Source organism: Rhodopirellula sp. J20-39, from assembly GCF_057365095.1.
In genome coordinates this window covers 3,060,605-3,074,189 of the sequence record NZ_CP195123.1, presented here as the reverse complement: position 1 = coordinate 3,074,189, position 13,585 = coordinate 3,060,605, and the positions used below count along the sequence as shown (strand labels likewise).

Here is a 13,585-nt window from a genome sequence, read left to right as displayed (position 1 = left end):
CTTAGTTAGTTGTCGTCTACGCTCAGCGGTCGGCCGCAATGCCATCGGCAAGCGGATCTGCCAGTGGATCAGATTGCGGCATGTCGCTCGCGTCCGGCACGGTGCTTAAATCAAACTCAACGCATGATTGTGGGACAATGTTAACCGGTTGCTCGCCCGTGATAATCCGGTTGCTGCGATTGAACGTGATGTATCCCCACGCCCACTGGACCAAGATCAACGCGCGGTTTTGGAACTGCACAATCAACATCAAGTGGACCAGCAACCAGAGCAGCCACGCGAAGAAACCGCAAAACTGCCGCGTACCAATCTGAGCAACCGCCACGGCGCGTCCAATCGTCGCCATCGTACCGCGGTCGTGATAGGCAAACTCACCCTCGATCGGTTTCCCCTGCGAAAGGGAGGTAATCGCCTGGGCTACAAATTGACCTTGCTGCATTGCCACCGCGGCAAGCCCCGGCAGCGGTTTGCCTTCCGGACCAACGAACGTTGCGATGTCACCGATCGCGAAGATGTTTTGCTGACCGGTGACCAAACACGTCGGTGTAACCGGCAATTGCCCCGCTCGGTCCGTTTCGATCCCAAGCGACTCGGCGAGTTTTGCACCCAAGGGGTTGGCTTTCACTCCGGCACCCCACAACACGGTTCGCGTAGCGACGATGGAATCGCCGTCCGGCCCGGCCAAGTGCACCGCCTCGGCGGTGATATCTGTCACCTTGGTATGCACGTGCACCTCAATCCCCAACCCTCGCACCGCTTCAGCGGCCCGTTTGCATAAGTCATCGGGGTAGTGAGCCAAGATATGCGGCGCCGCCTCCACGATCATGATCCGTGCCTCTTCAGGCTTGATGTTGCGGAAGTCATGCTTCAGCGTGTGACGCGCAATCTCGGATAACGCTCCGGCCAATTCCACTCCCGTCGGTCCACCGCCCACAACGACAAACGTCAGCAACGCCTTTCGCAACTCGCAATCGGGCTCTCGCTCGGCAGCTTCAAAGGCGACGTAAATCCGGCGACGAATTTCCGCAGCATCCGTAATCGTCTTCAGCCCCGGTGCATGCTGTGCCCATTCATCGCGGCCGAAGTACGAATGGGTAGCCCCGGCCGCGATCACCAGATAGTCATACCGAATCTCGCCATCGCGAAGAATCAACCGCCGCCCGTCGACGTCAAAGGCAGTCACCTCAGCCAGCATCACCTCGCAATTCTGCTGTTTGCGAACGATCGATCGCAGCGGCGTTGCAATGTTAGCGGGCGACAAACCACCCGTGGCGACCTGATACAGCAAGGGCTGAAACAGATGGTAGTTGTGCCGGTCCACCATCGTGACTCGCACGTTCGACTTTCTTAGTCGCTGTGCCGTTTCAAGACCGCCAAATCCGCCACCCACGATGACAACATGCGGCACTTCAGCAAGACGGGTTGAGTTCATAGGACACTTTCCACGCTAGGCATGACGGAATCGGCTTACATCATGGTGAAACCATCCCCCGCACCGGTCAACCACAGCAAGAAGAGTCGTCTTTCAGGGCACGTGTGCTGTGACATCTCATTCACACCTTGATCTTCCCAGCCCAAGCGATGTACAGACACATCGCTGCAGTGCGCAATAGCCAGCGCCGACCATTCACCTACGGAATCTAAAAGGAGAAACGCTTGCTCTCGCGAAAACGCCTCCTTCGAGTTCTGCGGCGTTTCGCCTACGTCGGTTTGGCGTTTGCCCTCCTAGCCCTAGTTTCACGAAACTTCGTTTCACGATTACTTGGCGAACGGGTCGCCTCGATCGTTCTAGCAACCACTGTCCAAATCGATGCCGTTGATATCGGCTGGGGAACGCTTCAGGTTCGCGGCGTCACCGTCTTTGAACCCCACATCAAAAACACGACTCAATTCGAACTCGATCAAATTGACGTGGTCTCATCCTTCGCTACCGGCTTATGCAACGGGATTTGGCTGCAGAGCGTGTCGGTCGCTCAGCCAAAACTTCATATTCGGTTTAACGAAGATGGAACGCTGCTTTCAACCTTCCCTCAATTGGCTGCTTCCACCGAACCGACACAGAAAACCCAACTCACCATCCCGCTACGATCGCTCCTTGTTTCCGGTGCCCAAGTCATCGTTTACCAAGGTGACCAAGAACACGTATTGGTTAATGGCGCGAGCCTATCAGGCAAGTTCACCGAGCTGATTCGTTTGCGTGGCCAAGTCAATCAATTGCTTGGCGGCACCGTCGCCTTCCACACCGAAGTCGACGCGACCACATTTGCTGGCCATACCGCACTGCGGGTCGACGATTGTCAATTCGACTCGCAGACGCTCCCCTACCGAATTGTTCCAGCAGTTCGCAATGAAGAAGTCAGCGGCCACGGATCCCTGCAGGTCGACATCCAACATCCCGCCGGCATCACCGACCCGCGTCTCCATCCGACTCGGCTCAATGTCCAACTTAACGATCTCGTGTGGAGCGAAGTGGGCACACTGATATCGCAACTCACCATCGATGCCCAAACAAACGCGAACGGTCTCGCGATCACCGTCAACGCCGATCCGCTTGGTGGGACCGCGAAAGCGCACCTCACATGCAACTCCTTCACGCCACCACTGACGGCGACACTCAACAGCGAAGTAACAGATTGCCATCTGGGCACGCTGATCAAGCGATTTGTGCCCGATATCGAAGCTCAGGCAATTGGAAACATCGCCACCGAATCAACACTGGATTGGCGGGATGGAGTTGTCACTTTTCAAAACAAGATCAAAACCGTCGGGCAAAGCTTATCAGCCCAACAAGTCGCGATCCGCGATGTGATCTGCAACCTAGATTGCAAGGGACAAATCCCCATCGCGGCCTTCTCGAAAAGCACTCCCGAAGAAGTCCTCGGCGAACTAACTGGCAAACTAACAGGAACGATTCGGTCCGACGGGCTCGACTTACGGCAACTTGCCGGACGCCTCGGTGTCGCTGACCTAAGTGGGCAAGTCAACGCAGCAGCCAATTTCGAGATCCCGCTGGCACGCCTGACCGACGCCAACGCGGTAAATGTACGAGCCATCGCGTCGACCTGGGGCGTTCAAGCTCACAACGCCAATCTGCAAGGCACCCAGGTTCAGTTGTCCGTTTCCGAAGGTGTGCTGAACGTGGGGCTGCCAACGACTCAGCTTCGCAACGCGAACGGATCAGCAATTGCCACGTTCAGCGGCATTGCCGAAACCTCTCTGGCCAACCAGCAACTCACTCTCCAAGCCTCGCTTGCCCAACTCGACACTGCCCAACTTGCTGCCAACTTCGAAATCGCACCTGAGCTCCTTTCCGGCATCGCATCAGCGCACCTCGAAGCGTCCACCGCTTTGTCCACGCTCGCGCAACCCGACCAGTGGACGGCGTTCGCGACTTTGCAAACCCGCCAAATGAAAGTGGCTGGGGCGGCGGCCGATGATTTGACCGCCCATTGTCAACTCAATCGAGGCGTCCTTTCCATCCCACCAACGATTTTGAGATGGCGAGACAACGAATGTCAGTTCTCACTCGATGGAAAACTCAGCCAAGCCCTCACCTTGGACGCTGGTTTTCAAGCCGGTCCTATCAATTTGGACGACCTCGCTGATGTCGCTTCCCAATTTTCATCGACTCCATTGCCACTGACAGGCAAGGCGATTCTCGCTGGCAAGCTTCACGTCGATACCCGAAACCACGCCGTCTCGACCGATGGCGCGGCATCTCTGCTTCAAGCGACCTATGCCCGAACCAATATCGGAACCGCTAACCTGAACTGGCACGGCGATCTGAACGGTTTGACCGTCCACACCGGATCGGACGACTTTCTGGGCGGTCGCTATACACTCACCGCGACGGCACGCGAACTGGACTGGACCCGCGCGACCGTCGACGCCCAATTCAACGCCATCCAAGCCAATCGATTGCCACGTTTCGCAGGCGCCAATTTGCCAGTCCAAGGGACACTGGATGGCGGGTGCCAGTTAACCAATCTGGGCTCGTTGGAAAAACTTGACGGAACCGCCTGGCTCGAAAGCCGTGGTCTATCGGCGATGAACGTACCGATCAAACTCAATCGTTCCGAAGTTCGAATCGATGCTGGAAACGTCGAAGTCAACGGCGGTGGTGAGCTTCTACTTGGTGAGTTTTCTGGAATTGCCAGCACCAACCTGCGTGAGCTAAGCCGGTTCGCATCGGAAGACACTCCCGATCTTCGGCAATTGCCCGTCGCCTGGGAAGCCAACCTTCGCGGTCTCTCCATCGCACAGGCGATCCAGTCGCTACGGCTACCGAGTTCGCTGCGACCGCTCTCCGGTTTTGTCGACGCCACCTGTGTCCGTGATGTGGCCTCATCGCGAGACGGGATGATCTGCACAGCAACTCTCTCGACCGAGCGGATACGGTGGCAACACGCTCGGCTTTCCGAACGGATGACCTCCACCGTGCAACTGCGGCCTGATAGCTTGCGACTGGTATCAATTGAAGGACGCATGGCCGATGGCCGGGTGAGCGGACAAGCCGATGTGCTGCTCGGCGGGGAACCGCGGGGCTCGTTTCAGTTCGGTATCAACCGGATGAACCTACGTCGCGCCGCAGCACCACTGGGTAGCATCGCCAACGGAGTTTCCGGAACCAGCGACATTCGCGTGTCAGGCCGAATCGGACGCACGATCACCGGGCGACTCGAAGTGGCCGCGAACAATCCTTCCGTTGCCAATCTCAACATTCGCGCCGCCCGCTTCCCGGTCGACTGGTCGATCACCCCCGCCACCAACCGAATCACTTGGCGTTGTCGCGCCGGTGTCGTCGAGGCTGGCGACGGCAAGATCAACGTGTCGACCGAAGGCGACTACAACCGTTCCCTGAACATGCGATTGGCGGCCAATCTGAATCGAGTCGACAGCTCGCGTTTGATTCGTGGTAACTCCATGGGCGCCGGTATTATCAATGGCCAGGTCAATCTGCAAGCCAAACGTGCACGGCGACCGGAACAGTTCACCGGCAATTTTGATATCACGATGTCGCAGGTCGATTCGCTGAAGATGCCTGTTTTGGACCAGCTCGACACGCTGGTTAGCCTAACTCCGTCACTGGGCTCCAATTCCAACAACGACGGCACAATCCAAGGTCGCTTGTCAGGCGGAATGGTTCACGTCGACCAGCTCGCTATCGCCCAAAGCAATGTCCAAGTCATGATGAGCGGTACTGCGGCAATGTCAGGCCGCTTGGACTTCGACATCACCGCCGCAACGGGCCAAACTGGCCCCGCCGATGGCTTGTCCGCACTGACCAGTTCGCCGCTGATGCTCGCCGCGCCCGCCCCGGTCGCCTTGGTCATGAAGGCGAACGAAGCCATGAAAGACCGCGTTGTCCACGTCCATGTAGGCGGCACCGCCGCTCGCCCGACATTGCGATTGCAGCCGGGTAAAAACTTAACCCAAGACACTCTAGGGTTCTTCTTAACCAACAGCCTTGGCTCTGGGGCGACGAAGATTGCCGACTTGTCCAAACGACAAAACCAAAGCCGTTAAGGATTCGACAAATATGAATACACGCACTGTTTCCAAAGCATTGTCTCGCCGTTTCGATGCCCTTGCCCCGCTCGCCGCCCTGCTGGCATTGATCGTGGTCGCCATGGTCATCGTAACCGGTTGCCGGACAGCTTCATCGCTCGGCCTACCCGTGTCGGGAACTTCCCACGCGTTGCTTCCGTATGCCACCGATCTTCGGCAATCAGGGCACCGAGCTGGAATCGCCACAGAGCTTGCCAAGCATCCACTGCCTCCCCATCGCATGGCCGCTGGCGACGTGCTGGTTATCGAACCGAATGATTTCAATTCACCAGTTCGATTGCAAAGCGATCAGGTCGTGCAGCAAGACGGCAGCATCGAACTGGGCGATTACGGCCGGCTTGAAGTGCTCGGGATGACCGTCCAAGAAATCCAGCAAACGGTTCAAATGCGTGTCGCCACCCGCGAAACCGAAAAGTCGCGGACTCGCATGGCAATGGTATCCCATCGAAACAACGTGACTCCCGAAGAAGTCGTCGACTACGGCGTCAACGTGCGACTGGTCAGCAACGAGAGCGACCTGTTTTACGTCATGGGTGAGGTCAACGCACCAGGATCCTATCCGCTAGTCGGAACGGAAACCGTTCTCGATGCCGTGATTGCCGCTGGTGGACTTTCCGACAAGGCGAACGAACACAAGATCATCCTGACTCGCCCGCAACCGGACGGAAAAGAACGCCTGATCCTGCCCGTCTGTTACAAACAAATTCTGCAACTCGGTGACGTGTCGACCAACTATCAACTGATGCCGGGTGACCGTATCTACGTTCCCAGCATCACGATTTGGGAAGACGTCAAACAAAGCATGGCGTTCAATAGCGACAAGAGTTGCCCACACTGCCGCGAGTACCGCTAGTCGCCAAGCCACCGGTCTTCCTTGCACTCCTCGCTACTGCTGACTTTCGCCAAAGTAAGTGGCTAACACGTCGTCCCAGCTTGCACTGGAGGTCTGTCGCAGCAACACGCGGTTGATAACCTCGCGCAACGGGCTACCACTGGGAAGAGCAAACGAATAGCTCTGGCGTTCGAAAGTCACCGGCAACACAAACGCCTCACCGGAATAGTTCTGATACGTTTGATAACGCAGAATCGGCGCATCATAAACGACCACGTCGCACCGATTCGCCACCAAGCTATCCAAGGCCGAATCCACATCGGGGTGCTTCGCCGACAAGATATGTCGCGAACGCAAATAGTCCGCCGACGTCGATCCAACGACCGTCGCCACTTTCACCCGCGACAAGTCCGACGGTCCGTTAATCCGCATTTGCAATTCAGTAACGGTTAATGCTGACGTCACCGCCGCGGTGAACCCAGCGATGATGAACAATCCCGCAAACATCCAAACCAAACCGATCAACCGTCCACCCAATGACTTGGGAACCTTGTCGCCATAACCAACCGTGGTCAACGTTACCGCCGCCCACCACATCCCTGAAGCGATCCCCTTGATCCAACCATGGTCAAAGTGCTCTGGATTGTGTTGACGTTCGAACAAGTAGATCCCCAACGCACTAACCAACATCGCCAGAAACAATCCGGCGACAATCCGCAGGAATGTCTTGGATAAAACCGCATCGATGATGCCGGACCAACCCGACCGCCGCTGCCTCGCCCCCACGGCGATTCCTAATCCCGACGTATGGAACGAGTGCGTGAAATCCATGCGTTTTTCACGCTCGTAGTTCATCGTGATCGCCGCAGCAGCCAAATCGACCTCCGATTTCTCGACCGCGTCCAGCATGTCCGCCAGTGACATGTCGCGGAATTCAAACTCGATATCGTGGCCCGATTCGATTTCCAATTCCGCCTTCACTTCGCGTAACAGATCGATACTGATTCCGGTCCACTGGTTGTCGTCACTCCGCATCGCAAACGGTGGAACTTGACGTGTCGCGATCACCAACTTTTGCGGCACTTCCAACCGAACCGGTTCGTCGCTGATTGACTCAACATCAGCCCCTGAATCTCCATCAGCCAACAAAACGGTCGCATCCGTCGAATCCGATCCGCCGTTTTCCGACTCGGTTTGTTCTTGCCCCAAGGCAGTCACGGGTAATCCAGCCATTCCACCGGACAACATTGCAATTATGAGACATACGATGCCTAAGGGGTTAACGATCTTTCGGCATTCCGGAACCATCATCATCTCATTCTCCTAGATACCGATAGACAAGTTGATCCCAAGCGTCGCTTTCACGGTAACGCAACAGTTCTTCGTTTAGCGGCTTTCGCAAATCGCTATCAGGCTGCAGCGCGATCGCGTATTCCTGAACATTGAAAGAGACCGGAAGCACGTCGATGCGATTGCTAAATTCATCTTGCGAAAGGTACTTCAACAACGCTGCGTCATAGACAACGGCATCCGCATCGCCAGCGACGACGGCCCCAATCGCTTCACGCGGTGTTGGGTAGGCTCGATAGAAGATCCGCCGTTGGCGAAGGTAATCGGCACTTGTGCTCGACGACACGGTCGCGACGCGCACATCGTGCAGGTCGGTGGCGCGAGCGATCCCCGTATCCAATTGCTGGACGGTCAAAACCGACGTGATCACGCCGGTTAAAATTGAAAGCACCATGATGCTGGCCAGCATCGCCGAGGCGGCCAGCAATCTTCCCATCGCACTCACTGGCACGACGCCTTTATGCCCCAGCAACAAGGTGGTTGACCACCAAACGCCCATCCAGATTCCTTGGCGACGCTTCCCGCCGAACATCGCCGTGTTCCGCTTGCGTTCAAACAACCAAAACAAAAGTCCGCATACAACGACGATCAAAATCATCGTAAACGTGATCTTGAGCAACCGACTCGAAACCACTCGCCGCAACAACGTCCACGCAGTCACTCGATCGCGAGCACTGACGGCGATTCCCAAACCGGTCGAAAAATGGGGGTGACAAAACCCTACCCGTTCATGCCGTTCCGATGTCACACTGATCGCTGCGACCGCCGCATCCAACTTGCCCGACTCCACCCCCGCCAGCATCTCATCGAGCTTCAGTTCTTCGAACTCGTACTCCAGATTCAACTCATCAGTGAGATGCTTCCACAACTCGATACTGATCCCCGTCCAAGATCCATCAGCATGCTTAATGGCGAAAGGTGGACTTTGTTTCGTCCCCACGCGCAAAACACGATTCGAAGCATCTGCACTTTGTGCTCCCGAGTCGCTGGACTGGGCTGACTCCTCCGCCACCCCAACGGTTTCTGTAGTCAAGTCATCCTGTGCCACTGCCGCTTGATTCAAAATCGCCGGGGACAACCAAACCCACGCCGCCAAAACCGACGTAAAAAATCCCTTTCGGCAGGATCGTTCACCGTTCAGACTGCCTTGCGAGTTGTCGCGTTCAATGCCTCCGTCCCCTCCGTCGATGCGAATCCTTTCGCGACATATCCTGAACTCTTCCATGGCGTCATTAGTCCTTCGATGACAAGCAATCCTGATCCCTGATTCTCTCGCAAGAACCAACGTTCTACGGCACAGTCGCATCGCATCATAGCATGCCCCCCGACAACGCCCGATGGGTATTCCTCGCCACAAACACACGAAAAGCCCCCCAGCGATGGATTCAATTTGAACAGCGCGGCCGCGTTCCCACGACATCGCCGGTTCTGCATCCGACGTCAAATTGCGTAGACATGCATATGCGTGGACATAGATAATCGTCGAACTCTAGGTATCCTGTTGATTCCTGAGCACGAACGCACGGTCGGCATTCTCGTTCGCATCAAGCTCCCGATCACATCACCCCTCATCGACGATTTTTTCATCATGAAAAACGGGCTACTGACGTTACTAGCAATCATGCTAACCGCTTTCAGCACCATCAAAGCTGCTGAACCGGTCTCGATCGAATCGTTACTTCACGAGATGGTCGACCGTGATTCCATCACCCGGTTCCCCGCCCATGATTTCCGGTTGAAACAACACAGCAGCTACAACCGGGCATCCAAAACACCCGAAGACCCGAAGGGTTGGTTCAACAACATCGATCGCAATACCGGCCCGAAGGATCGCAACTTCATACGCGTGGAAGAGACCGACGGCGATCAAGAATGGGTGTTAATGGATCACCAGGCTCCCGGTGCCATTGTTCGCACATGGATGCCGTTCCGAAGTGTAAGTAGCCCCGATACCAACACCCGCATTCGCATCTATTTGGATGGAGCGACCGAGCCAACCATCGAAGGCAACATGCTGGGCTTGCTTAACGGCACCGGAATGTTTCCATACCCGTTCGCACACAAGTCGCTCCGTTCGGCGGTCTCGTTCTTTCCCATTCCGTACGCGAAGAGTTGCAAGATCACGACGACCGATCAACCGTTTTTCTTTCAGTTCACATTCCGTGAATACGATGCCAGCACGCCGGTCAAGACATTCACGATGTCGGACTTCGAGGCCGCTACATCGCTAACCGAACAAACCGGCAAAGAACTACTGGCCCCGAAAAATGCCGCATCACAAAAACCGCAAACGCGAACAGTAACACTGAATGGAAAATCCGAAGAGCTAATCAAACTGCCTAAGGGGACCGCGGCGATTCGCGACCTTTCCATCAAACTGGGAAGCTATGAAAACGCTTCAGTAACCCGTTCAATCATTTTAAAAATGGAATTCGACGGTAAGCAAACCGTGTGGTGCCCAGTGGGAGACTTCTTCGGCACCGGCATTGGACTCCACCCATTTCAAGGCTGGTATCGCACCGTATCGGACGACGGCACGATGTCATGTCGCTGGGTAATGCCTTACCAAGAAGCAGGAAAGATCTCATTAGTGAATCTTGGTGATGATCCAGTGGACGTGGAAGTCAACGTGCAAACCGGCGATTACCAGTGGGATGACCGCTCAATGTATTTCAATGCTGCCTGGCGAGGACAATATCCTGTCGCCACTCGTCCCTATTCAGACTGGAACTATGTCACGCTAAAAGGTCGCGGCGTTTACGTCGGCGATACGCTGACAGTCATGAACCCAGCCGAAAAGTGGTGGGGTGAAGGAGACGAGAAGATCTACGTCGATGGCGAAGATTTTCCGTCCATCTTCGGAACCGGTACAGAAGACTACTACGCGTATTCATGGGGCGGGGTCAGCACCGATTTCTATGAACACCCCTTTCACGCCCAGCCACGGTCCAACGTCTATGACAAACGAAACCGTAAGTCATCAACGGAAAGAAACACACAAGGTTACAGCACCGAAACTCGCACGCGTGCACTCGACACCATGCCATTTGGCCAGTCGTTGCAAATCGATATGGAAATCTGGTCCTGGGCCGATTGCGACATGGGCTACGGCGTAGGCACCTACTGGTACGGCGATGCGGAAACTGAAACGAATCGGCAGCCCGATCCGAAGGAAGCACTCAACGTCCCGCCACTTCCTACCAATCCCGAGCAACCCAGCCCCCTGAGTTCGACTGGCGACTTGCTTGAGTTTGAAGACATCGAGGTGGTATCGAAACCATCTCGCATCCAGCTCGTCCCTCAATCCCTCAAAAACTACAAAGGGAACTGGAGTAAGGATGGACACGTGTTGGTAAAAGGTGCACGGCGTGGCAACGTAATCCGGTGGAAGATTCCATCCCAGGATCACGAGACTCGCAACTTGGTCATTCACGGCACCAAGAGCTATGACTTTGGACGTTTAGAGTTGACAGTCAATGGTAAGAAGCTGGTACAGGAAATCGATCTTTTCGCACCAAAACCCACAGCAACAGGCCCGATCGAATTGGGGCAATTCAAAGCTGTTGACGGAGCGTATCTCCTGCAAATCAAGATCGCTGGGAAGAACGAGAACAGCGATGGCTTCCGGTTCGGAATCGATTGCATCTCGCTACAGCCTTGAATTCCGGTTCAAAACGCATCTCGCTTGTTTCGAAAGTTTCTTGTTGACGTCCTGACGCCAACGGCGATCAGCATGCTAGGCACGTTGCTGTAGTTCCAAATGGCACCGCGCCCCGGCGACGGACTGTTGCTTGTTGAACCGAAAGACTGCCCCCAACTGCTCGAATTAGCATCGAGGTGAAAAAGTGGGTTCCGTAAGTGGCTCCGACCACATTGGGTTTCCTATCCGTATCAGCATGCGCCCCACATCGTTTGGTACGGCGTCAGTCGTTCTTGTTAGCAAACAACCTCTCGCTTCGGGGAGGCGTCAGTTGTTCAACCGAGAATCACAACTCGCCTCGGCCCAGTCCCCAACCTCCCCCTGAACTTCCCGCCCCATGTCTCGCCAACCCATTTGATCGATGCCTCGGTCCGCTTCCCCATCCCGCCGCCGCACAAACGTATATTGTCCGTTGATGCCGACACCGTTGCCGCGCATTGATCTCGTTTGCCCCAATCATCCTTCCGAGAATACAAAGTTCACCTATCGAATGAATCTTCTACACCTCTCCCGGCTACTGCTGGCGAACTTGTGCCTAACCGCCTGCCTTCCAGCGGTCGTTAACGCCGCCGAATCGGAATCGACGGCATCGAAAAACCGTCCGAACGTTCTTTGGATCACCATCGAAGACTGGTCACCGGATCTGTCGTGTTATGGAACGAAAGGCATCCACACTCCTCACGTGGATAAACTGGCTTCCGAAGGAATTCGTTTCGAACAAGCCTTCACGACCTCCCCGGTGTGTTCGACATCCCGGTCAGCCATGATGACAGGCTTCCATCAGAATTATATCGGCGCCCACCAGCACCGGACTGACAATAAGAAACCGCTGCCTTATGGCATTCGTCCCATCCCGTATCTGTTTGCCGACGCGGGATACTTCACTTGCTTGATGAGCTGGAAGACGGACTGCAATTTTCTGCCCGATACCAAAGCGGAACTATTCCAAGGCGAAGACTGGAGCGAGCGAGAAAAAGACCAACCCTTCTTTGCACGGATCACCTTTGGTGGGACTCACCGTGCCTGGAACCGCGACCCCGCCCGTCCCATTGCAATCGAAGACGTCGAACTACCACCCTATTACGCTGACACTCCATTCATTCGCCGCGACTGGGCGAATGGGCTCGAACAGATGCAATTGGTGGACCGCCAAGTTGGCGATCTATTAAAACGACTCGAAGACGAAGGGTTGGCGGACAACACAATCGTTTTCTTCATCGGCGACCATGGCCGTTGCCACATCCGCGGCAAACAATTTCTGTACGACGAGGGTACGCGAATCCCGATGATCATGCGTTGGCCAGGAAAGGTGGAACCGAACCAAGTCAACGATGACTTGGTCATGTCAATCGATATTTGCGCCACTATTCTTGAAGCGGCCGAGATCACGCCGCCAGTTCCATTGCATGGCAAGAGTCTCTTCAGTGACGATGTCAAACAGCGAAAGTACGTCTTCGCCGCCCGCGACAAAATGGATGACACGCACGATGCGATGCGATCCATTCGCTCGGACGACTACAAGCTGATCCTAAACCTGATGCCTGAACGCGCCTATTGTCAGTTCAGCTTCTACAAAGAAGGAGCGTACCCGCCGTTGGCCGAAATGAACATTTTGCATCTACAAGGAAAGCTTACCCCCAAGCAAGCTCGATTCATGTCACCCAACAAACCAGAGATCGAAATGTTCGACCTCAAGAACGATCCTCACGAAGTCCACAACATCGCGGAGGATCCCAAATACGCAGAGATCAAAGCGGAAATGTTGGCCGAATTGAATCAATGGCGCAGCGACGTCATTAATGACCAAGGCGTTTCCGAAGACTTCCGCGGCATCGGCGTCTTTCCCGAAACCTGCCCTGCCACCACCGTAGGACAATGGGTTCAGGACAACGCAGACAACTACGACTTTAAGAAGTTCGGTGCACCGTCTTGGTACCCGACTCGTACTCTGGAAGAGTGGCAAAAAGCCAAAGCCCTCTGGGAACCCTATGTCTTCCGAGGCCCGAACGAAAAAGTGAAACGTCCCGAAATCTCGTTCACCAAAAAGCCGAAGGTCCCCAAACCGAAGAAGAACGCCAAGCAGACCAAACGACAAAAGCAAAACGCTTAATCGAGTTTGCTTGACCTGAATGCTC

Annotated in this window: 7 protein-coding genes; 4 read left to right on the top strand and 3 right to left on the bottom strand. The window is 55.2% G+C overall.

Annotated features, from left to right (window positions below):
- Nucleotides 1–22: 22 nt before the first annotated feature.
- Nucleotides 23–1,432, bottom strand: a complete 1,410-nt coding sequence (locus ACR3ZL_RS11335) for an NAD(P)/FAD-dependent oxidoreductase (protein ID WP_473653049.1) — start codon at nt 1,430–1,432, stop codon at nt 23–25.
- Nucleotides 1,433–1,656: 224 nt separating this feature from the next.
- Between ACR3ZL_RS11335 and ACR3ZL_RS11330 the strand changes: the two genes are divergently transcribed.
- Both ACR3ZL_RS11330 and ACR3ZL_RS11325 read left to right on the top strand, forming a co-directional pair.
- A complete protein-coding gene (locus tag ACR3ZL_RS11330; protein WP_473653050.1) occupies nt 1,657–5,526 on the top strand; it encodes a hypothetical protein in 3,870 nt (1,289 codons plus the stop codon).
- A 13-nt stretch (nt 5,527–5,539) separates the two neighbouring features.
- A complete protein-coding gene (locus ACR3ZL_RS11325; RefSeq protein ID WP_473653051.1) occupies nt 5,540–6,421 on the top strand; it encodes a polysaccharide biosynthesis/export family protein in 882 nt (293 codons plus the stop codon).
- Between the two features lie 33 nt (nt 6,422–6,454).
- On the opposite strand, the gene ACR3ZL_RS11320 is transcribed toward ACR3ZL_RS11325, so the two are convergent.
- Both ACR3ZL_RS11320 and ACR3ZL_RS11315 read right to left on the bottom strand, forming a co-directional pair.
- Nucleotides 6,455–7,714, bottom strand: a complete 1,260-nt coding sequence (locus ACR3ZL_RS11320; protein WP_473653052.1) for a transporter substrate-binding domain-containing protein — start codon at nt 7,712–7,714, stop codon at nt 6,455–6,457.
- A 1-nt stretch (nt 7,715) separates the two neighbouring features.
- Nucleotides 7,716–8,975, bottom strand: coding sequence for a transporter substrate-binding domain-containing protein (locus ACR3ZL_RS11315; protein ID WP_486173463.1), 1,260 nt, complete (start codon nt 8,973–8,975; stop codon nt 7,716–7,718).
- A gap of 363 nt (nt 8,976–9,338) precedes the next feature.
- Between ACR3ZL_RS11315 and ACR3ZL_RS11310 the strand changes: the two genes are divergently transcribed.
- Together ACR3ZL_RS11310 and ACR3ZL_RS11305 are read left to right on the top strand one after the other, a co-directional pair.
- Nucleotides 9,339–11,411, top strand: a complete 2,073-nt coding sequence (locus ACR3ZL_RS11310) for a glycoside hydrolase family 172 protein (RefSeq protein WP_473653055.1) — start codon at nt 9,339–9,341, stop codon at nt 11,409–11,411.
- 529 nt (nt 11,412–11,940) lie between these two features.
- The gene (locus ACR3ZL_RS11305) at nt 11,941–13,560 is read left to right on the top strand and encodes a sulfatase family protein (protein WP_473653056.1); all 1,620 of its coding nucleotides are present in this window, start codon (nt 11,941–11,943) and stop codon (nt 13,558–13,560) included.
- Nucleotides 13,561–13,585 lie beyond the last annotated feature (25 nt).